We start from the raw sequence: 21498 nt of genomic DNA, 5'->3' as shown, positions 1-21498 counted from the left end.
CACCTCATGATCCATGTCAAAACGAAATTCGACCGCCCTTCCGAAGATGCCGTTCAGCGGCTCTCCAAGTTCTCATCTGCCACCGTGCATGAAGCACAGGGCCGCAAAGGTGCGCTGAGTTCGAAGATCAAGCCGATTGACCGCAGCATGTCCTTCTGCGGCCCCGCCGTCACCGTGGTCTGTGCACCGCGGGACAACCTGATGCTTCAGGTGGCCATTCACTACGCCAAGCAGGGCGACGTTGTCCTGGTGGCAGCCGGTGAGTACGAGGAAGCCGGGGCATTCGGCGATGTGCTGGGCAACGCCATGAAGGCGAAAGGCCTGGCGGGTATGGTCACGGATTCAGGCGTCCGCGACACCAAGGACCTGATTGAACTCGGATTGCCGGTGTTCTCCGGCAGTGTCTGCATCAAGGGGACCGTCAAGGAAACCATTGGCCCGATCAACCATCCCCTGGTGTTCGGCGGCGAAATTGTCTACCCGGGCGATGTCCTGCTGGGTGATGCCGACGGTGTGGTGGTGGTCCGCAAGGATGAGATCGAGGAAGTCATCAGGCTGTCGCAGGCACGCGTGGACGCTGAGGACGACCTCATCCGCCGCTACAAGGAGGGTGGCACCACCATCGAGTTGTGCAACCTGACCGAGGTCCTGAAGGCAAAGGGGCTGCTGGTGGAAGACGCCGAATTGGAACCTGCGCTGTAGCTCACACCGATGGGGTTAAACCACAGAGGCCCGGAGTTCCTTTTGGAACTCCGGGCCTTCTCTTGGCCGCCGGCGGGGGGGTGGTTCAAGCCACCTCAGTTGATCCCGGGAAGAAGGTACGCAGGCGGCCCCACCTGGGAGTCATCCAGGTACCACATGGTGGATCCCCGCTTGCCCGGCGGCATCATGCTGCCCTCGAAGACAAACACCGGATCCGAGGCAGCGCCGTCCTCGGCCCGCCAGAAACCATTGGTGGGGCAATGCGAACCGGTGCTGGCCTTAAGCTGGATCCTTCGTTCCGAGGATTTCCGGTATTGCAGGCTGGTGATCTTTTTCATGCTGGGCTCCAAGGGAATCATTTGTGCCGGGTAAACGCCGTTGGCGAACCTTTATGGCTTTTATCCTAGGACGCAGCAAATTCCATGGCTAAGACTAATGGAGCGTGACCTGATAAGGGCCGCTTATGATGCGCCCGCGCCAGCTGAGGGTGTTTCGCTGGAAAGCGGCTGGTATTTGCTGCGCAGCATTTCCTGGAGCATTTCCTTCAGCACCAGCAGAACGGCGGAACCGGCCTCAGAGAGCGGTTCGTGGTCCGGAGTGCACAGCGCGATCTTGCACTGGAGTGCAGGCCCGGTGATCCGCAGGACCCGGAAGTCCTCCTCATGGAACAGGGCATCCGCGGCCGACTTTGGCAGGATGGTCGCACCCAGGTCGCTGCGCAGCAGCCTGGTCAGGGACGGCACCGATTCCACTTCCCCCACCAGGTGCAGCGTGAGGCCCTTGCTGTCGAAGCCCGCCTCCACCACCTGGCGGAGGGTGTGGATCCGTTCGGGCAGGAACAGGCCCAGCGTGGCCGCCGCTTCCAGGGCGATGGTGCCGGCCCCGGGATCCACCGGAAGCTCCCGCGCGGCGTTGACCACCAGGTACAGGTCCTCGACGATGAGGGTGGTGAATTGCACACCCCGGATGGGCCCCGGTTCATAGATGAGGGCCATGTCCAGCCGCCCGTTCTTGATGGCCTCGCTGAGTACGCCGCCGTATATCTCGGTCAGGTGCAGCACGATGTCGGGGTAGCGCCGCCCTACTTCGCGGATAATCCGCGGGGTAAGGCTTGAGGCCATGCTGTAGGGAGCGATTGCTATGGAGACGCGCCCGGAAGGTGCCGCTCCTGAAGCTGCCACATCGATCCTTGCCTGCTCCACTTGGCGCAGGATGGTTTGGGCGTGCCGGTAGAGGGTATGGCCGGCCGCCGTGGGCTCCACGCCCTGCTTGCTCCGGATCAGGAGCCGCTGCTTCAGCTCCGTTTCCAGGGCCGACACCTGCTGGCTCAGCGCCGGCTGGGCGACATGGAGGGCGGCGGCCGCCTTGGTGATGCTTCCTGAGTCGACGATCTTCACGAAGTACGCCAGCTTCCGGGTGTCCATAGCGCTCCTCTTTTCCAGCCGGGGACGGCACAGCCTGCGGGGTCATACGTTGGCGCTATGGCGGGACAGGCAATACGTCTTTGTGTGATCCGAGTCTCGGGCATAGGTTAATTGCAGATGACTTTTCCAATGACCAGATCATTCTATCCCGACCCAAGCCATCGCCGGTTTTGATGCCGGCATATGTTTTGTGCATAAGCAGGGAAAAAATTTGTTGGAAAAGCCAGTCTTGTTGTTACGAAATAAGGGCCGCTTGAATTTTCGCCAATAGCACCCCTAAAGGTCATAACAGTTCCCTATAGCGTGATACCGCATTCGTCTTTGTGTGGCTCCAATCCCGATGCCACACTGATTTACACCCGCAGCACCAGCAGAGGAAGGCCCGCAATGCCCACAGTTGATCTCGTAGCGGATCTTGGTGAAGGTTTTGGCGCCTACTCGATCGGCGACGACAACGCCCTCCTGGAAATCGTCTCCAGCGCCAACATCGCCTGCGGCTTCCACGCGGGGGACCCTGACATCATGGACGCCACCGTGGCTGAATGTGTCAGGACGGGAGTCGGCATCGGCGCCCACCCGAGCTTCCCGGATCTTCGCGGCTTCGGCCGCCGGGCCATGGACCTCACGGCTGACGAAGTCCGCAACGATGTGATCTACCAGCTGGGTGCCCTGTCGGCGTTTGCCGCCTACCACGGCGGTACCGTCTCCCACCTGGCTCCCCACGGCCGCCTGGGCAACCTGGTGGCCACTCGCGCGGACTACGCCCGAGCCGTAGCAGATGCCGCCGCCCGGGCGGACCCGAAGCTGATCATCCTGGCGCAGGACGGTGAACTCGCCACTGCGGCGGCGGAGCGCGGCCTGCGGGTGGCCATCGTTGGCATCGCGGACCGCGCCTACCAGGATGACGGTACTCTGGTGCCGCGCAGCCGGCCCGGCGCCGTGATCCACGACCCCTCCGTCATTGTCCGGCGCACTGTGCGGATGGTGACCGAAGGACTCATCGAAACAGTCTCCGGCAGCGACATCGCCATCCATGCCGACACGGTGCTGCTCCACGGCGACAATCCGGGTGCCGTCGAACTTGCCCGCCTGGTTCGCAGCGAACTGATCGCCGCAGGCGTCACCATTGCCCCGTTGGCACAAGTGCTCGCCGCAAAGCAAAAGGTTTCCTGACCATGGCCGCCCCAACGACAACCAGCCGGACAATGCTGGACATCTACGAGTCAGGCGACGCCGCCCTGCGTGTGGTGGCACAGGCCGGTGACGCAGAAGCCAACTGGGCCACGGTCCACTCCCTGGCCGGCTGGCTGGCGGCCGCCGGCGTCGAAGGCATCCATGGCGCCGTTCCCACCTACGACTCCGTCCTGGTCGAATTCGACCCCTACCTCACCTCCGCCCGCCAGGTCAGGGCGTTCATCCTCCTGGGGATGCGCCAGCTGGACTTTGTTGGCACCACCCTGCGCGAGCCGCGCCGCTTCGAGGTGCCGGTCGTGTACGGGGGCAGCTACGGGCCGGACCTGGAAAGCGTGGCAGAGCACCAGGGCCTGGATGTCCAGGACGTTATCGCCCGGCACACGGCCAAGACCTACGTCATCCGCTGCCTCGGAGCGCCGGCAGGCTCGCCCATGATGGACGGACCAGACTTCCCGGTCCCCGTCCCCAGGCTCAAGGACCCGCGGCTGTCCGTACCCGCCGGTGCAGTATCCGTGGCCGGACGCCAAGCCGTGATCGCGCCCGCCGTCGCACCAGGAGGATGGTGCGTCATCGGCCAGACCCCCCTGACGGTCCTGGACGCAGCACGCGAACCCCTGGTGCCCTACGTCCCCGGCGATGAACTGCGCTTCTACCGCATTCCCGCGGAGGACTTCGGAAAGTATGAGGGGCAGTTCCTGGAGGCCCGGCCATGACCGGGTCACTTGTCGTCCTTCAGCCCGGACACTCCGTCGTCACCGATCTTGGCCGGACGAAGGGTCCTGCATTCGGACTCCCCGTCAACGGCGCCCTGGACCAGTTTTCGGCCAAGGCCGCGAACATCCTGGCCGGCAACGGGGACAACGATCCGCTGCTGGAACTAACCGCCCTGGACTTCAGGATGCGCGCCACCACGGACCTGCTGATCGCCGTGACCGGCGCGCCGCTGGACCTCTCGGTGGGCGGCCGGGATTGCCCCCAGTGGGAGCCCGTCTCCGTACGGGCCGGCGAAACAGTGGCGGTCCGCGGAATCCGCACCGGTCTCCGGGCCTACATCGCCGTCCGCGGATCCTTCACTGTCCCCACGCTGCTGGGCAGTTGCGCACCGGACACGGTGGTGGGCTTCGGACTGAAACTTGTTGAGGGCACCCGGCTTGCAACGCAAAAGACCACCGCGCCCCTCACCCAGCCATACTTCGGCCTGCCCCTGTTCCGGCTGGGGCTGGCAAAGCCGGAATTCACCACCCACCCGGTCATCGACGTCACCGAGGGGCCGGACGTAGCCGAATTCGGCAACACCGCAGACCTGCTTTTCACCACGCAGTACACCGTGAGCCCCCGAAGCAACCACATCGGACTCCGGCTCGGCGGCGCACTGCCCGAACGCCAACTCACCTCCGAGGTCCTCTCCCGCGGTGTCCCGGTGGGGGCCATCGAGGTTCCGTCCCGGGACGAACTGCTGGTCCTGCACCGGGGACGCGGCGTTACGGCGGGCTATCCGGTCCTGGGGGTCGTCACAAGCCGCTCCCTGGATGTCCTGGCACAGTCCAGGCCCGGACACACCGTCACCTTCAGAAAGACAACCGTGGCTGAAGCAACAGCCATGCACCGCACAGCCTGCCTGGAACTGGACAGACTCCGGAACACCGTGAACACAGTCTTTGGACTCCTGGGGGTCGGCGCCGGCCAGCGCTGGCACGAACTCAGCCCGGCGTCAGGAGCCTGAACATCATGAATGCCCGTGCCACCGCCCGGGACCGCACCCACAAACCGCTACGCGATCCCTAACGCCCTGCCAACCACTACGCCCAGCCATTGCCGGACCTAAGAGCCCCGCCATTTACCACTTATTGGAGTCCCTGTGCCTTTTTCCGACTACACCACAGCCCTCGTCACCGGAGCGTCCACCGGCATGGGCGCGGCCATCGCCGAACGTCTCGCCAAGCGCGGATTGACCGTGCACGCGGTGGCCCGCAACGAGGAACGCCTCGCCGAACTGGCCGACCGCACGGGAGCAGTCCCGCATGTGGTGGACCTGACCGACACCGCCGCCCTGGCCGGCGTCGTCCGCGACCTCAAGGTGGACGTCCTGGTGAACTGCGCCGGGGTCTCCCGGACCGGCAACATCCTGGACTCCTCCGAGCAGGACATCGACGAACTCATCGACGTCAACCTCCGCGGCCTGCTGCAGCTCACCCGGCTGGTGCTGCCCGGCATGGTGGAGCGGGACCTGGGCCACGTGGTCAACATCAGTTCGATCGCCGGGCTCTACAACTTCTACGGCCACACCGCGTACCACGCCACCAAGGCCGCCGTGCACCAGATCTCCCGGCAGTTGCGCAACGACACGGTCGGCAAGCGCATCCGCGTCACCGAAATCTGCCCCGGCCGGGTGGAGACCGAAATCTTCGGCCGCAACCTGGGCGGCAGCCCCGAGGCCATGGAAGAAGCCTGGCAGACCTACTACGAGGGCTACGAGTCGCTCACCACGGACGACATCGTCAATGCCCTTGATTACGCCATTGAAACCCCGCGCCACGTGAATGTGGGCATGCTCGAGCTCATGCCCACCTTCCAGGTCCCCGGCGGACTGACCTTCGACCGCCGCGACGCATAACGATCCGCCCGCAGCACCTTCCCACCAACCGATAGGCCTTCAACGATGCAGCACGTGCAAACCGTCAGTTTCCCCGAACCCCAGCTCCTGGCCGATTTGTCCCCGCTCCCGGAGGGACTGACGGGAGTGGTGTGGGACATGCAGGGGGCCCCTGACGAGGCCCACGGAAGCATCGACGGGGTCATCCTGCCGTACCTCAATGCCGGCGCGGTCCTGGCTAACCTTGGCAAGGTCCCGGACCTGAAGTTCGTGCAAACTCAGTCAACAGGGTTCGACGGCGTCCGCGAGGCAGCGGGTCCGGCCGCCGCCGTGGCAAACGCCTCGGGCGTCCATGCAGCTGCCACCGCGGAGCTGGCCGTTGGCCTCATCCTCGCCAAGCTCCGCGGCATCGACCAGGCCGCCCGCGATCAACAGGCCGAACGCTGGAACCCGCAACGCCGCCAGTCGCTGGCCGACCGGAAGGTCCTGCTGCTGGGCATCGGCGGAATCGGGAAGGAGCTGGCCCGCCGCCTGGAGCCCTTCGAAGTCACACTGACCCGGGTGGGAAGCGCCGCACGGACCGATGCGGACGGCCAGGTCCACGGTCCGGATGAACTCGTGGCGCTCGCCGCCGGCCACGACATCCTGGTCTCCGTCCTTCCCCTCACCGAGGCGACCCACCACCTGGTGGGAGCCAAGGTCCTGGCCGCCCTGCCGGACGGCGCCCTGGTGGTCAACGTCGGCCGCGGCGCCGTGATCGACACCGACGCCCTAACGGCTGAAGTGGTGTCCGGCCGCCTGCACTGCGCCATCGACGTTGTCGACCCCGAACCGCTGCCCGCCGGCCACCCGCTCTGGTCGTCGGAGAACGCCCTCATCACCCCCCACGTTGGCGGCAACGCCTCAGCGTTCGAACCACGGATCCTGAAACTCCTGAAACGGCAGCTTGAGGCCCTCGCCGCCGGCGAAACCCCGGTCAACCTGGTGCAGCAGGGACCGTTCGCATGAGCTCACTGTTTGACCTCACCGGCCGCGTCGCATTGGTCACCGGCTCCAGCCGCGGCATCGGCTCGTCACTCGCCCGGGCACTGGCCGACGCCGGTGCCACGGTTGTGCTGAATGGCATCAACCCGGAGCGGCTCAAGGAAGCCGAAGCCGCGCTCGCCGCCGACTTTCCGGCCGGCCGCATCGCCAGCATCGCGTTTGACGTCACCGACGGCGAGGCGGCAGCCCGCAGCATCGCGTGGATCGAAGAGCACGTGGGTCCGTTGGAGATTCTGGTGAACAACGCCGGGATCCAGCACCGGGTGCCGATGCTGGACCTTGAGGTGGCGGATTGGGAGCGGGTCATTTCCACGGACCTGACCAGTGCGTTCCTCGTGGGGCGGGAGGCGGCCCGGCACATGATTCCGCGCGGCCGGGGCAAGATCATCAACATCTGCTCGGTGCAGACGGACCTGGCCCGCCCCACTATCGCCCCGTATGTTGCCGCCAAGGGCGGGCTGCGGAACCTCACCCGGGCCATGACGGCCGAGTGGGCCGCTTCCGGCCTGCAGGTCAACGGGATCGCGCCGGGGTATATCCACACCGAGATGACGCAGAACCTGGTGGACGACGAACAGTTCAATACCTGGATCTTGGGCCGCACCCCGGCCCACCGCTGGGGCACGCCGAAGGACCTGGCCGGGCCCGTGGTCTGGCTGGCCTCGGACGGGTCGGACTTCGTGAACGGCCAGACCATTTTCATCGACGGCGGAATGACGGTGGTGGTCTGATGCCCGCGAACACACCCGTCCAGCCAGGCCCCAACACGCTGCCCGCCTCCGGGCCGGCCGTGGTGGCCCACGCCGCCGGGGACCTCCGGATCGATGAGGTCCCGCTGGCCCTGCCGGCGGATGACCAGGCCGTCGTCGAGGTCTTGTACGGCGGCATCTGCGGCTCGGACCTGCATTACTGGCTGCACGGCGCGGCCGGGGAATCCATCCTGAAGGCACCCCTGGTCCTGGGCCACGAAATCTCCGGCGTGGTGGTCCGCGCCGCCGCCAACGGCCAGGGACCGCAGCCCGGAACCGCCGTCGCCGTCCACCCCGCCACCCCGGGACCCGGCGCGGCCAGGTACCCCGCGGACCGGCCCAACCTCTCACCCGGCTGCACCTACCTGGGCAGCGCCGCCCGCTACCCGCATACCGACGGCGCCTTCAGCCGGTACGTGAACCTGCCCGTCCGGATGCTGCGGGCCCTGCCCGAGGGCATCGACCTGCGCACGGCCGCCCTGGTCGAACCCGCGTCCGTGGCCTGGCACGCGGTCTCCCGCGCCGGGGACGTGGCCGGGAAGACCGCGCTGGTGATCGGGTCCGGCCCCATCGGTGCCCTCGCTGTCGCGGTCCTCAAACGTGCCGGTGCAGCGCACATCACCGCTGTGGACCTCCATCCCAAGCCGCTGGAGATCGCCAAGGCCGTCGGCGCGGACCAGGTCATCAACGCCGCAGACACGGAAGCGATCGCCGCCGTGGAGGCGGACGTGGTGATCGAATCCTCCGGCAACCACCACGGACTGGCCTCCGCCATCCGCGGCGCGGTGCGGGGCGGGACCGTGGTATTGGTGGGGCTGCTGCCCACCGGCATGCAGCCGCTACCCATCTCGCTGGCCATCACCCGCGAACTGGACCTCAAGGGCTCCTTCCGCTTCAACGACGAAATCGACGAGGTCATCGCGGCGCTTGCCGACGGGTCACTGCACATCGACCCCGTCATCACCCACCAATACCCCGTGGAGGACGCCCTGCACGCCTTCGAGGTGGCCAAGGACTCCACCAGTTCCGGCAAAGTCCTCCTCAGCTTCGACGGGAACGGGGAGGAACGGTGAACGCCCCGTTGCCGCCCCTGGTGGTGATGGGCGTGTCCGGCTCGGGGAAATCCACCATGGGCTCCCTGCTGGGCCTGCGCCTGGACATGCCATTCTTCGATGGCGACGATTTCCATCCGGCCGCCAACAAGCAGAAAATGGGCGCCGGCAAACCGCTCACGGACGTTGACAGGGAGCCCTGGCTTGGCACGCTGGGGGAGCTGCTCGCAGGAAAGGCCGACGGCGTCACAACAGTCCCGCCTATCGTCGCCTGCTCAGCGTTGAAGCGCCGCTACCGGGACCTGCTGCGCAGCGCAGCGCCGGATGTTGTCTTCATCCACCTGACCGGAAGCGCGGGCACCATTGGCGCGCGGATGGAAGCCCGCGCCCACGAGTTCATGCCGCGGACCCTGCTGGAATCCCAGTTCGCAGCCTTGGAGGAACTGGACGAGGACGAGGCCCACCTCCTGGCCGATATCACCGAGCCCCCGGAACTCCTGGTGGAACGGCTGGCCACGGAGCTCCAGGCCGTGTCCGCTAAGGCGGTCCGCACCGCCTGATTCACAAACGGGTGTTCCGCCCTTGCGGTGGTAGTAGGTAGACTGGCCTACCTACTACCACCGCAAGGAGCCCCATGCCTGTGTCACGCGCCTCGGCGACCAGCCGCCGCCCCGCCCGGGACCTGCTGCTCGACGCCGCCGCCCGCCTCTTCTATGCCCGCGGCGTTGCGGCCACCGGGATCGACACCATCACTGCCGAGGCGGGCGTTGCCAAAAAAAGCCTCTACAACAACTTCACGTCCAAAGCGGACCTCGTGGCCGCCTACCTGGAAGCACGGCATGAGGAGTGGCTCGGCCTTTACCGGACGCGGCTGGAAAAGGCCGGGACCCCATCGGAGCAGGCACTGGCGGTCTTCGACGCCTACCTGGACCACGCAAATGCCGCCTACCAGCACGGATTCCGCGGCTGCGGGCTGCTCAACGCGGCGGCTGAACTGCCCGCAGGGGACCCCGGGCGGACTGCAGTGCGGCTCCACAAGGAGGAAGTGCAGGAACTCCTGGCCCGGCACGTCACGGCACTGTTGCCCGGGAGGGAGGGGCAGGCGCCTGCCGTTGCCGCCCATTTGGCCTTCCTCCTCGAAGGTGCCATGGCCAGGGCAGGCCTGGAGGGCGGCGACGTGCCGCTGCGGCAAGCCCGGGCCATCGCCGGGCAACTGCTGGACGACCTGTGAACAACAAGCCAAACCATCAGCAGGCCCAGCCCTGGGGAGCGCTCTCCATAGTGGCGGCATCCATCCTCTGGGGAACCACCGGAACAGCGGCCACCTTCGCGCCCGCCGTGAGCCCACTGGCCATCGGCGCGGTGGCAATGGGGCTGGGCGGACTGATGCAGGCACTGTACGCCGCACGGCACATTGCCGTTCAGTCGGGCAGCCTGCTTGCGCGATGGCGCCTGGTATCTCTCGGTGCCGTGGCGGTTGCTGTCTACCCCCTGGCCTTCTACAGTTCCATGCGCCTCTCCGGAGTGGCCGTGGGTACGGTGGTTTCCATCGGTTCAGCTCCGGTAGCGGCCGCCCTGATCGAACGTTTCGCGGACGGGAAGCCGCTGAGCCGACGCTGGATTCTCGGGGCGCTGCTGGGAATTGGCGGCGCAGCCCTGCTGTCCCTTGCCGGGCACTCGCCGGCAGCACCCGCACACGGGGCTGCTGGCGCCGGGGCTGATTCCTGGAACTCGACTTCCTTGACTTTGACTTCCTTGGCGCCGACGGCGGGAATCCTGCTGGGGCTGCTGGCCGGAACTACTTATGCTCTGTACTCCTGGGCGGCACACCGGCTGACCGGTGACGGGGTCTCTTCACGGGCGGCCATGGGCGCCGTTTTCGGACTCGGCGGGCTCCTCCTGGTGCCTGTCCTTGCCGCAACGGGACGCCCGCTGCTGGAGTCCTGGACCAGCGTCAGCGTCGGCGCCTACATGGCGGCGGTCCCCATGTTTGCCGGGTACCTGCTGTTCGGGTGGGGCCTGGCCCGGGTAGGGGCGAGCACGGCCACCGGCATCTCGCTGCTCGAAACCGTGGTGGCCGCCGTCCTGGCCGTGCTCGTGGTGGGAGAACGGCTCCCAGCACTTGCCTGGCTTGGCGCCGCCGTCGTCCTGGCAAGCATGTTCATCCTGGCGCCGCGGCGGCAAACTGCTGCGGCACCGGGGGCCGCGGACGTGCATCACCACGGCCATCAGCCGGTGGTCTGCCGGCCGCCGCTCCGGGCCAGCACCGTGGGACCGAGCAGCAGGCAGGCGCCCAGCCCCAGCAACAGAATCCCTAGCACCACCGCACCGGGAGCCGGCAGCCCGGCCCCCGCTATAATGAGCACCACACCAATCAGTGCCGCCGCCATGCCCGGGAACAGGCCTGCGGGGAGACGGCGTGCCGGATAGCCGGACAGCAGTTCCATGGCCAGGTGGGGATCGTCCGCGATCAGCCCCAGTTCCAGCTCCTTGAGCAGGCGTCGCTCCTCATCGGACATTGGCATGGCAGGCCCCGGCTTCCTTGGGCGGCGGTATCGGTATCGACCGTAGGAGCCTTCTACCGGTTAGTCAATAGTCCGGGGTCCGGGCTGGAAGCCGCCTACCGGCGTCGTAATTCCGCGAACTCGATGGACGGCACGATTGCGCCCGCGTCCCGCTCCACAAAGTTGGTTCCCGGCGGCACCAGGTCGTCGATGGCATCCAGTACGGTCTCGCCCAGCTGGACATCCGCCGCGCGCAGGTACGCCCGGAGGTGTTCCTCGCTGCGCGGGCCGATGATCACGCTGCTGATGGCGGGATGGGTCAGGGCAAACCCCACGGCCAGGTCCACCAGGGACATTTCCAGCTTGTCCGCCAGCCGGGCCAGCGAGTCCGCGGCCAGCAGCTTCCGCTCGCTGGATGGCCCGGAGATGTCGTACCGGCCGGGCAGTGTGTGGACCCGGGTGGGCGGCTTGCCCGATTCGAGGACGAAGCTGCCGGACAGCCAACCGCCCGCGAGTGGGCCGTAGGCAAGCACGCCCAGGCCATACTGCTGGGCGATGGGCAGGACGTCCCGCTCGTTGCCGCGGACCAGCATGGAGTACGGAACCTGGTTGCCCAGCGGCGGGATCAGATGGTTTGTGGTGGCCAGCCACTGGGCCTCCACCAGCTGGGCCGGGGTGAACACCGAAGTCCCGTAATACAGGATCTTGCCCTGGCGGATCAGGTCGTTGAGGGTGGTGATGGTCTCCAGGACGTCGGTGTTGTAGTCCGGCCGGTGCGCCTGGTACAGGTCGATGCGGTCCGTCTGCAGGCGCCGGAGGCTGCCCTCCACGGCCTGGGTGATCCAGCGCCGCGAGTTCCCGGAGTGCGCCGGGTTGGGGCTCATCTGGCCGTGGAACTTGGTGGCCAGGAAGACATCGTCCCGGCGGCCGCGGAGGGCCCGGCCCACCACCTGTTCGGACTCACCCTGGGAGTAGACGTCAGCGGTGTCGATTGCGGTGATGCCGGCGTCCAGGGCTTCATGGATGATCCGGATGCTCTCGTCCGCGCCGGTGGGGGCGCCCTGGGAGCTGCCGTTCCCCTCGCCGAAGTTCATGGTGCCAAGGGTGAGGGGACTGATGGGGGTTCCCGACCGTCCGAACACCCGCAGTTCGCTCAGGCTCATCTGCGGCCTCCTCCATTCAGTTGCCGTGCCTTGGATCGTCACGAGGCTACACAGATTCGGCAGGCCGCCACAGATTCCCGCCTTAGTCCTTCTCTTTTCGTCGTACGGAGTAACCGGCGCCCCGCAAATGACGTTTTGTGGCGCGCACGCGGCACTCCATAGCGCCTATATTGAGGGATGGGCTCCTCCAATAGTGACGACCAGTTCGTCCAGTTGCATGACATCATCATGGGCAGCGGCAATGTTGCTGATTTCCTGACTGAGCTGTCCTCTGTTGCAGCCTCCGCCGTCAGCGAGGACGCGGGCGTGTTCGTCGAGTGCGGCGTGACCCTCCAGCGCCGCAAACGCAGTGCCACCATTGCGGGCAGCAGTGAACGCGCCGTTGTCCTGGACAAGCTGGAGCAGGTCCTGGGTGAAGGTCCGTGCATTGCGGCGCTGGAGGCCATGAAGCCCGTCATCCTTTCCAATGTGGAGACCGATACCCGCTGGCCCAAGTACCAGAAGTTGCTGGCCGAGAACGGCTGCCGCAGCGTCCTGGGCGTCCCGCTTGCCCTGGACGGGCACCAGTCCGCCGCGTTGAATTTTTTCGCTTCGGAACCGGACGTCTTCGCTGACGAAGTCGTTCGCAGGGCTGAGGGGTTTGCTGACCTCGCGGGCCGCGCATTGAGGCTGGCACTGCGGATCGCCGACGCCCAGAACCTGGCGGACGACCTGAGGGCCGCAATGGCCAACCGCACCACGATCGACCTGGCGTGCGGGGTGATCATGGCCCAGAACCGGTGCAGCCAGGATGAAGCCATGGCCCTGCTCACCAAGGCGTCCAGCCACCAGAACCAGAAGCTGCGGGACCTTGCAGCGGGAGTCATCGGCCGGGTCAGCGACGGAGCCGTGACCACGCACTTCGATCCGTAACGTCCACCTCCGGAACCCGTCCTGATCCGCCTGGATGCCGTCCCGGTTTCGCCTCCGCGCCGCCCTGCAATAATCTGAACCAACGGTTGTGCACGGGGGTGTCAGCGCCCGGTACAACAGCACTGTAAGTTCCGGGACCATCACAGACGAGGCGGACACCCATGACGGCTTCAGACCAGCAGCACGCACCAGGCCCAGCGATCCCAGCAGGCCCTCCCGCCGCTGCGGCCGGGCCAGTCGATCCGCACCTGCTGCAGCAGCTGGCCGACGCGCATGGTGTGGGTACGTCCTTCCAGGGCTGGGATGGGCTGCCGCATTCCGTTGCCCAGGAGACGCTGGTCAAGGTGCTGGCAGCCCTCGGTGTTGAGGCACACACCAACAGTCACATTGAGGCTGCCCTGGCCGAAGCCGAACTGGCGCCGTGGCGGCGGATGCTGCCGCCCGCCGTCGTCATTAAGCAGGGCGAACCGGCCCAAGTGCCGGTCCACGTGCGCGACGGCGCCACCGCGCGCCTGACCGTCACCCTGGAAGGTGGAACCGGACAGCGCGAAGCGGTCCAGCAGGATGTCTGGGTCCAGCCCCGGGAGGTGGACGGCGTCTCCACGGGACGTGCCACCTTCGCCCTTCCCCAGGACCTGCCCTTGGGCTGGCACACGCTGCATGTCGAGTCGGAGGGCGCTATGGCCAGCGCCGCCCTGGTGGTAACCCCTGCGCGGCTGGCCACGGCAAAGCCGCTGGAGGAACGCCGCGGCTGGGGGCTGGCCACGCAGCTGTATTCGGTCCGCTCAAAGCGGTCGTGGGGCATCGGCGACTTTGCGGACCTGGCGGACCTGGCCGCGATCAGTGGTGCGCGCGGCGCCGACTACGTGCTGGTCAACCCGCTGCACGCGGCCGAGCCGGTACCGCCGGTCCAGCCGTCGCCCTACTCGCCGTCCACCCGCCGGTTCTTCAATCCGCTGTACATCCGCATCGAGGCCATTCCCGAGCTGGCATACCTCCGGCCGCGGAAACGTGCGGCGCTGGAAAAGCTGCACGAGGAAGTGGCAGGGCTGAACCGGGAAGGCACCCGCCTCGACCGCAATGCCGTGTACGCGGCCAAGCTGCAGGCGCTGGAAATGCTTTATCACACGCGCCGTTCACCGGCCCGGCAGGCCGCCTTCGATGAGTTCTGCCGCAGCTCCGGCCGCGGCCTGGAGGACTTCGCGCTCTGGTCAGCCATCCGCGAGGACCTGGCGCCGGACGACCCCCTGTGGACGGACCCGGAGTGCGCCATCGGAACACCGGAAGCCGAAGCCCTCCGGGAGAAGCTGGCGGACCGGATCGGGTTCCACCGCTGGCTGCAGTGGATCTGCGACGAGCAGCTCGAGAACGCCCAGAGGGCCGCGCTCCGGTCGGGGATGCGGCTGGGCGTGGTGCACGACCTTGCAGTAGGCGTGGACCACAGCAGTGCCGACGCCTGGACGCTGCGCGGCGTGCTGACCCCGAACACCAGCGTGGGCGCACCTCCTGACATGTACAACCAGCAGGGGCAGGACTGGGGCCAGCCCCCATGGCACCCCGCACGCCTGGCCGAGGCCGGATATGAACCGTTCCGCAACATGCTGGCCAACGTGCTCAGGCATGCCGGCGGCATCCGCGTGGACCACATCCTGGGACTCTTCCGGCTGTGGTGGATCCCCATGGGGAACGCTCCGGGGGATGGCGCCTACGTCCGCTACGACCACGAGGCCCTGATCGGCATCCTCGCGCTCGAGGCGCACCGCGCCGGTGCCGTGGTGATCGGGGAGGACCTGGGCACTTTCGAGCCCTGGGTGCGTGACTACCTTGCGGCCCGGGGGATCCTGGGCACGTCCATCCTGTGGTTTGAGTACGACGGCGATTCGCCCCTTGCGCCCGAAAAGTACCGCACGCAGGCGCTCGCCAGCGTCAACACCCACGACCTGCCACCCACCGCCGGCTACCTTGCCGGGGACCATGTGGGGCTCCGAAGCCGGCTGGGGCTGCTGGAACGGTCCGAGCAGGAGGAGCGCGCGGAGCACAACGCGTCTTTGGAGAAGATGTTCGCCCTGCTGCGCGAGCGCGGGTACCTCTCCGAGGGCGCCGCCGGCGGCGTGGAGGGGCAGCCGTCCGAGGAGCACACCATCGAGGCGCTGCACCTGCTGCTGGCCCAGGCGCCGTCGGTCCTGCTCGGCGTGGCCCTGGTGGATGCGGTGGGGGAGCGGAGGGTCCAGAACCAGCCCGGAACCACAGAAGCCCTGTACCCCAACTGGCAGGTGCCCCTGGGTGGGCCGGACGGCAAACCCGTCTACCTTGATGACCTCCCCGCCAACAAGCGGTTCAACTCGCTGCTCGCGGCGGTGGAGGGAGCCCTGCACCGGGCCTAAGCGGTTCTCAAGGCAACAGGCCCCGCCGCTTTTGTAAGCGGCGGGGCCTGTTGCCGTAGTTGCTTTGCCTGGTTTGCCTTGTTCGGCGGGTGAACTAGTTAGCGGCGATCACATGGGTGAAGTGGTCGTACCGGATGGTGACCGGGCCGCCGTCGTGCTCAAACACTATGTTGGCACCCGGGGAAGCGCCGCCGGCCCCATAACTGATGTCCCAGCTGCGGTTCAGGGCCGCCTTGAACTCGTAGCTTCCCGCAGGAAGGTCCGGAACGGACAGCTTCCACACGAGGTCTGCCGGGTCCAGCACCAACTGCGCCTGGTTACAGGACGGCTCCCAGTCCGAGGCGCAGCCCAGCTCGCTGTCCATGCTTCCGGCTGCCGCCACGGCGGCCGGCTGCTGCGAGGCGTAGACGGCGCTGAGCAGGTGGGTGCTGTTGTCATAACGGAAAGTCACCGGGCCGCCGGGATGGTCCAGCACGATGTTCTGCCCGTTGAGCTGGCCGTCGGCGCCGTAGTTTTCGTCCCAGCCGCCGTTGAGCGCTGCCTTGTATTCGTACTTCCCGGCCGGCAGGTCCACGGTCAGCCGCCAAATGCGGTCCGCCGGGTCCAACACCATCCGGGCCTGGCTGCAGCCTGGATCCCATTGTGCGCTGCAGCCCATCGCCTGGTTCAGTGATCCGGCCACCGTGACCGAGTCGGGCTGCGGGGCCTGGCCCACCGTGACAGTCCTGGTTTCGCTGGTGACGTTGTAGCCGGTGCCGGTCATGGCCGCCCGATATTGGACCTTGGTGCCGTCCGCCAGCCCGGTCACGTCGTCGGTTGCTGAGTAGACGGGCGAGGACGAGTCGGTGCCCACAGCGGTCCAGACCCCGCCGCCAACACTGCGCTCGAAGGACACCACGTGGTTGGCCTTCTCCGGGTCAGCGGTGGCGCTGAGCTCAACCTTGCCTTCCACGCTGCTGCCCTCCGCAGGCTTCTGCAGGGTCAGCACGGGCGCGGGTACGGCCGCGGAGCGGCTTTGGCTGGTGGCGGAATGCCCGCCGTTGTCCAGAACGGTGGCGCGGTACTCCAGCGGTGTGCCGGCATCCAGCGCCGCGACGTCGTGGAAAACCTGGTACGGAGCGGTGTCGTCCGTGCCGATCGGCTGCCACGCGCCGCTCGCCGTCCGGGCTTCAAAGGTGACCTCGTAGAACGAAGCACCGTCGACGTCGGCCGTTACGTTGATGCGTCCGTTGTCACCAGGCGCGGCGGCCGGCTGCCGGAGGGCGACGGCGGGAGCCTCCTTGGAGTGCGGAATGCGGCCCGAGGATTCGTAGACGACGGCGGAAAGCGGCGGCACGGTCACGGTCAGTTTTGCGTCGTCAGAGGTTTTGGCTTCATCGGCGCCTTCGCCGTAAACGCGCATGTAGCTGCGCTTGGCGATGTAGGTGGGGACTTCCACCGTCTGTGTCTGGGTGCTGTTGTTCAGTGCCACCACGTATTCGCGCTGGTCCTTGGCATCGGTGCGGGAGAAGGCGTAGATGCCCGGCCCGTCAGAGGCGTAGCGGTGCTGGTGTGCGCCATTCCGCAGTGCCGGGTGCTCTTTGGTGAGGGCTGCAAGCTCCCGGATTTTGGCGTAAAGCGGGTGGCTTGGGTTGAAGTTGTCCGTGGCGTGGGTGGCGTCCGTGCCCAGCAGGTCGTCGTCCAGGTAGTCCGGGACTTTGCTGGCGAAGAGGGTCTGGCGGGCATCCTGGTCGCCGCCCTGGCCGGTGAAGCCCTGTTCGTCGCCGTAGTACACCACCGGGTTGCCGCGGGAGAAGTACATCAGCTCGTGGGCCAGCTCGTCGCGTGCCACCTTCTCGGCATCGCCTGCGGCGGGGTTGTCCTGGGCGATAAAGCTGCCGATGCGGCCCATGTCGTGGTTGCCCAGGAACGTGGGCAACTCATAGACGTTGGAATCGGCGTCGGTGTACCAGTCGTCACCGGCGAAGAACGCCTGGAGCGCCTTGGCGTCCTGGCTCTTGGAGGCAAAGTTGCGGGCGGCATCCTGGAAGGGGAAGTCCAGCACGGCCTGCATCTTGTTGCGGGTGGTGAACTGGGACGTCAAGCTCTTGGTGGTGTCGAAGACCTCGCCGAACATGAAGAACTCGTCCTTGCCGTGCTCCTTGGCGTAGCTGAGGACGTTGGGGCCGAATTCCTGCCAGAACTCGTTGTTCACGTGCTTCATGGTGTCGATCCGGAAACCGTCCACGCCAAAGTCGCCGATCCAGGACTTATAGATGTCCTCCATGCCGTGCACCACGGCGGGGTTTTCGGTGAAGAGGTCATCGAGGCCGAAGAAGTCGCCGTACATGGAGTCCTCACCCGTGAAGGTGGTGTCGCCGCGGTTGTGGTACAGCGTGGGGTCGTTCAGCCAGGCGGGAACCTTGAGGTTTTCTTCGCCCGGTGCCAGGACCGGCTTGTAGGGGAATGACGTGTTGGCGTCCAGCCGGGGGAAGGTTCCGGTACCGGCGTAGTCGCGGTCGTCGAACGCTTCGCCGGAGGCTGTCTTGTAAGGGACTGCGTCCTTTGAGATGTAGCCTTTCCGGTTGCCCTCCTGGTAGCCGATGACGTCGGCCGTGTGGTTGGTGATGATGTCGAAATAGACCTTCATGCCGCGGGCGTGGGCCTCGTCGATCAGGGCCTTGAGCTCACCGTTGGTGCCCAGGTGGGGGTCGATCTGGGTGAAGTCGGTGACCCAGTAGCCGTGGTAGCCTGCCGACTTGTCCTCGGGCTGGACCGCCTTGTTCTTGAAGCTGGGGGTCAGCCAGATGGATGTGGTGCCCAGGCCCTGGATGTAGTCGATCCTGCTGCGCAGGCCGGCCAGGTCGCCGCCGTTGTAGAAGCCCTTCCTGGTGGGATCGAAGCCGGAGACCATGGGATCCGGCCCCAGGCCGCCCTGGTCATTGGCGGTGCTGCCGTTGCTGAACCGGTCTGCCATGACGAAGTAGAAGTTCTCGTCCGTCACGGGACCGCGGAGCGAATGCAGGGCGGTGGAGGATCCCTGGCCCTGGGCGCCGGGATTCTTGGAGCCTGAATCCTTGAGGCCCACCGCGGCATGGGCCGGGAGGACTGCTGCGGAAACGGCCACCGCAGCGGCAAGGAGGCCGGCCGCCGACCTCGCCGTGATTGCCCGGCCCGGGGCCCGGCGGCGGGTTGTGGGGTGCTGTGTTCCTGCGGGCTTTGCCTGCAGTTGGGCGCGTGGGGGCGCGCCGGGAGGGGTGCGGAATAACAAGGGTGAGACCTTCCTGGGAAGCAGCGCTGCTGTACAGGCTTGCCGTTGACAAGGGATGCGGCAGGAGGGTTCTAAGGACAGCATGCAGACCTGTGAACCAAGTCACAACTGTAAGCGCTTGCACTGAATTACTCCAGCGTCTGGGGAAGAGTAAGGGGAGGAAGCCGTAGCGGGCATCGCAGTTAGCCGGCGGACACCAAGGCAGTGGGAGAGGGGGTGCGAAGATCATGAAGCACGGGGCCCGGGAGCCCGGTGACGGGATCCAGTTCAAAAGTGGCAATGTTGTCCGACCTTTCGTGGGCCACGTGCAGCCAGCTGCCCCGGACCATGTGGTGCCGCGGCCAGTCCCCGCCGCTGTCGAAGTCCTTGACGGGGATCAGTTCGGTGCCGCCGGCTGCTACTTCCAGGACGCTGAGGAGGTTGGATCCACGCACGCCGGCGTAGGCGAAGTTCCCCTGCGGGCCAAGGCAGATTTCGGCGGCCGAATCACCGTCCTGGCTGCCGCCCGCAGTTGCAGGTCCGCGGAATATCAGCTCATAGGTGCCGGCCTCGGGCCGGACCACGAAGACCTCCACGGAGTACTCCGACACAATGAAGACGTTGCCCGTGGGGTGCTCCACCATGTGCCGGGGACCGGTGCCGCAGGGGAGGACCACCTCGTGGTCGGCTACCAGGCCGGTGCCCGGCTCATAGGTCCAAATGCGGAGGGTGTCGTGGCCCAGATCGGTCGTCATGATGCGCCCGTCGCGCAGCATCAGGCTGGCATGGGCGCGGCTCGGCCTGGGGCTGCCGGGGAAAAGGCCGGCGTGGGGGTCAACCGACGGTGCCGCGGGGAACCGTGCCGTCATGCCGCCGTCGTCATCCAACTCGTAGAGCAGGACCTGCCCGTCACCCCAGCATGCAGCGGTGACAAACCGGCCGTCCGGGTCCACGGCGACGTGGCAGGTGGCCTCTCCGGCAGGCTCCGGTGCCCCGGACAGTTCCAGCGCAAAGTCACCCCGTCGGCGGTAGGCCTGAACCATTTTGCGCTGCTCCGCCGCTGCGTAAACCAACGGCAGCGTCGGGTGCACGGCCAGGAACGACGGCGACTGTGCCTGGACTGCCGTGCCCAACCATTCAAGGCTTCCGTCCTGATGCTCCCGCACGGCCCCGATGCCATTGGCGCGGCCGCCGCCGTCGGGGGTGTAGGTGCCGATCCAAAGAATGTTGCTGGCTGTTCCCGTGGTCATTAACCCATCCTGCCAAGAGTTGGCATCCATTCCCGAGCACAAGGCCACCTATTAGCATGGGATTTCCAGCAGCGGACGAAGGAGGTGGATCCCATTACCGCAGTCACAGTTTTGGGTATTCCCGTTCGGTGCCGTCCGGAGAGCTTGGCCTAGCCGCCATGGGGACGCCCGTCTTCCCACCGAAAGGCGTTGCTGTGCCCCCTCTCGACTCACGGACTGCCGGCAGTCCTGCCCCGTCGCCGGTCTTCGAAGGCATTGTCTCCGCATTGCGGTCCGCCGGCTGCGTTTTCGCGGAGGAAGAGGCCCGCCTGCTGCTGGCGGAGGCCTCACTTCCCGGCGACTTAGCGCGAAATGTCCGGCGCAGGGTGGAAGGCGTCCCCTTGGAACTCATCCTGGGCTGGGCCGAATTTGCGGGCCGGCGCATTCTGGTGGAGCCCGGTGTCTTCGTGCCGCGCCGCCGTACCGGGCTGCTGGTAAATGAGGCCCTCGCCCTGCTGCCGGCGACGTGGCCGGAGGGGCCCCGGCGGAAGCCCGCTGTTGTGGTGGACCTCTGCTGCGGGTCCGGAGCCGTGGGAGCGGCCATTGCTCATGAGGCGCCATGGGCGGAGGTGCATGCGGCGGACATCGATCCTGTGGCCGTCCGGTGCGCCAGGCGGAACGTCGGGCCCGTGGGCGGCCAGGTTCACGCGGGGGACCTGTTCGATGCCCTGCCGCGTGAACTGCGTGGCCGCGTCCGGGTGCTCGTGGTCAATGCTCCCTACGTGCCCACGGAGGCAATCCGCACCATGCCCCCCGAAGCGCGGCTGTACGAACCTGCGGCATCCCTCGATGGCGGTCCTGATGGACTGGACTTCCACCGACGCGTCGCCGCCGGGGGCATCGGATGGCTGGCTCCCGGCGGGCACCTGATCATCGAAACCAGCCAGCGGCAGGCATCCGGCACCTCCGCGATCCTGGCCGCCGCCGGGTTCGGCACCCGGACAGTCCATTCGGAGGAAGTGGACGGCACCGTGGTCGTGGGGCGCGTGGCGGCAGGGACCCACTAACCCGTCCTCCCGCTCCCCAATATCTTGCCTGCCGCCTGGAGGATCGAGCCAACCAGGCCCAGCAGCCGTGGACCGCACGTAACGGTCCTTCTGAACCGTCCGGAAAACCCCAGTACGCCAGGCCGCGTTCCCTACCAGACTGCGTTCCCTATTCGTATTGGTGGGGTGGTGGTGGGGGTTTGAAGTAGTGGTTTTGTTGGGGTTTTTGGGTGGGGTCGAGGTGGGGTGGGGGGATGAAGGTTGGGGTGTGGT

General features: G+C 66.7%; 19 protein-coding genes and 1 pseudogene. 14 read left to right on the top strand and 6 right to left on the bottom strand.

Going from position 1 to position 21498, the window contains the following annotated elements; genetic code table 11:
• The first annotated feature begins 6 nt into the window (after positions 1–6).
• Positions 7–702, top strand: coding sequence for a 4-carboxy-4-hydroxy-2-oxoadipate aldolase/oxaloacetate decarboxylase (locus tag FB478_RS14005; RefSeq protein ID WP_144600922.1), 696 nt, complete (start codon positions 7–9; stop codon positions 700–702).
• Positions 703–797: 95 nt separating this feature from the next.
• On the opposite strand, the gene FB478_RS14000 is transcribed toward FB478_RS14005, so the two are convergent.
• Both FB478_RS14000 and nac read right to left on the bottom strand, forming a co-directional pair.
• Positions 798–1040 (bottom strand): hypothetical protein, encoded by a 243-nt coding sequence (locus FB478_RS14000; RefSeq protein ID WP_026266203.1) that lies wholly within the window; start codon positions 1038–1040, stop codon positions 798–800.
• 123 nt (positions 1041–1163) lie between these two features.
• A complete protein-coding gene (gene nac / locus FB478_RS13995) occupies positions 1164–2126 on the bottom strand; it encodes a nitrogen assimilation transcriptional regulator NAC (protein ID WP_134166002.1) in 963 nt (320 codons plus the stop codon).
• A 387-nt stretch (positions 2127–2513) separates the two neighbouring features.
• Between nac and FB478_RS13990 the strand changes: the two genes are divergently transcribed.
• The 10 genes from FB478_RS13990 (at position 2514) to FB478_RS13945 (ending at position 11188) form a co-directional block, all read left to right on the top strand.
• Entirely contained in the window at positions 2514–3299 is a 786-nt protein-coding gene (locus tag FB478_RS13990; protein ID WP_144600921.1) for a LamB/YcsF family protein, read from the top strand.
• Positions 3300–3301: 2 nt separating this feature from the next.
• A complete protein-coding gene (locus tag FB478_RS13985) occupies positions 3302–4033 on the top strand; it encodes an allophanate hydrolase subunit 1 (RefSeq protein WP_144600920.1) in 732 nt (243 codons plus the stop codon).
• Positions 4030–5043 (top strand): biotin-dependent carboxyltransferase family protein, encoded by a 1014-nt coding sequence (locus tag FB478_RS13980; RefSeq protein ID WP_144600919.1) that lies wholly within the window; start codon positions 4030–4032, stop codon positions 5041–5043. The genes FB478_RS13985 and FB478_RS13980 overlap by 4 nt, the downstream gene beginning before the upstream one ends.
• 135 nt (positions 5044–5178) lie before the next feature.
• On the top strand, positions 5179–5934 hold the full coding sequence (locus FB478_RS13975; RefSeq protein WP_018763292.1) for an SDR family oxidoreductase: 756 nt from the start codon (positions 5179–5181) through the stop codon (positions 5932–5934).
• A 45-nt stretch (positions 5935–5979) separates the two neighbouring features.
• Positions 5980–6921, top strand: a complete 942-nt coding sequence (locus tag FB478_RS13970) for a 2-hydroxyacid dehydrogenase (protein ID WP_056388219.1) — start codon at positions 5980–5982, stop codon at positions 6919–6921.
• On the top strand, positions 6918–7688 hold the full coding sequence (locus FB478_RS13965) for an SDR family oxidoreductase (protein WP_018772091.1): 771 nt from the start codon (positions 6918–6920) through the stop codon (positions 7686–7688). The genes FB478_RS13970 and FB478_RS13965 overlap by 4 nt, the downstream gene beginning before the upstream one ends.
• Complete coding sequence (locus tag FB478_RS13960; protein ID WP_144600918.1) at positions 7688–8779, top strand: L-idonate 5-dehydrogenase; 1092 nt, start codon at positions 7688–7690, stop codon at positions 8777–8779. Before FB478_RS13965 ends, FB478_RS13960 begins: the two co-directional genes overlap by 1 nt.
• Positions 8776–9318, top strand: a complete 543-nt coding sequence (locus tag FB478_RS13955) for a gluconokinase (protein WP_018772089.1) — start codon at positions 8776–8778, stop codon at positions 9316–9318. Before FB478_RS13960 ends, FB478_RS13955 begins: the two co-directional genes overlap by 4 nt.
• A gap of 74 nt (positions 9319–9392) precedes the next feature.
• Complete coding sequence (locus FB478_RS13950) at positions 9393–9989, top strand: TetR/AcrR family transcriptional regulator (protein WP_144600917.1); 597 nt, start codon at positions 9393–9395, stop codon at positions 9987–9989.
• Positions 9986–11188, top strand: coding sequence for a DMT family transporter (locus tag FB478_RS13945; RefSeq protein ID WP_315898347.1), 1203 nt, complete (start codon positions 9986–9988; stop codon positions 11186–11188). Before FB478_RS13950 ends, FB478_RS13945 begins: the two co-directional genes overlap by 4 nt.
• Here FB478_RS13945 and FB478_RS21490 read toward each other — a convergent pair.
• Both FB478_RS21490 and FB478_RS13935 read right to left on the bottom strand, forming a co-directional pair.
• Positions 11104–11277 (bottom strand): annotated as a pseudogene (locus FB478_RS21490) (DUF3040 domain-containing protein); the annotation flags it as partial. The gene FB478_RS13945 and the pseudogene FB478_RS21490 overlap by 85 nt on opposite strands.
• A 101-nt stretch (positions 11278–11378) precedes the next feature.
• Positions 11379–12425: an aldo/keto reductase gene (locus FB478_RS13935; protein WP_056388212.1), complete on the bottom strand. Its 1047-nt coding sequence runs from the start codon at positions 12423–12425 to the stop codon at positions 11379–11381.
• Positions 12426–12602: 177 nt separating this feature from the next.
• Between FB478_RS13935 and FB478_RS13930 the strand changes: the two genes are divergently transcribed.
• Positions 12603–13337, top strand: coding sequence for a GAF and ANTAR domain-containing protein (locus FB478_RS13930; protein WP_144600916.1), 735 nt, complete (start codon positions 12603–12605; stop codon positions 13335–13337).
• A gap of 161 nt (positions 13338–13498) precedes the next feature.
• On the top strand, positions 13499–15721 hold the full coding sequence (malQ, locus tag FB478_RS13925) for a 4-alpha-glucanotransferase (protein WP_144600915.1): 2223 nt from the start codon (positions 13499–13501) through the stop codon (positions 15719–15721).
• Between the two features lie 94 nt (positions 15722–15815).
• Here the strand turns inward: malQ and FB478_RS13920 are convergent, their stop codons facing one another.
• Together FB478_RS13920 and FB478_RS13915 are read right to left on the bottom strand one after the other, a co-directional pair.
• The gene (locus tag FB478_RS13920) at positions 15816–18971 is read right to left on the bottom strand and encodes an alpha-amylase family glycosyl hydrolase (RefSeq protein ID WP_144600914.1); all 3156 of its coding nucleotides are present in this window, start codon (positions 18969–18971) and stop codon (positions 15816–15818) included.
• Between the two features lie 182 nt (positions 18972–19153).
• Positions 19154–20200 (bottom strand): beta-propeller fold lactonase family protein, encoded by a 1047-nt coding sequence (locus FB478_RS13915; RefSeq protein WP_018772081.1) that lies wholly within the window; start codon positions 20198–20200, stop codon positions 19154–19156.
• Positions 20201–20466: 266 nt separating this feature from the next.
• On the opposite strand from FB478_RS13915, the gene FB478_RS13910 reads away from it, so the two are divergent.
• A complete protein-coding gene (locus FB478_RS13910; RefSeq protein ID WP_018772080.1) occupies positions 20467–21246 on the top strand; it encodes a putative protein N(5)-glutamine methyltransferase in 780 nt (259 codons plus the stop codon).
• The last annotated feature ends 252 nt before the right edge of the window (positions 21247–21498 follow it).

This window comes from Arthrobacter sp. AG367, from assembly GCF_007828995.1.
Classification (GTDB): Bacteria; Actinomycetota; Actinomycetes; order Actinomycetales; family Micrococcaceae; genus Arthrobacter.
Note: the sequence above shows the minus strand (reverse complement) of the source record. Positions and strands in the feature narration are given on the sequence as shown.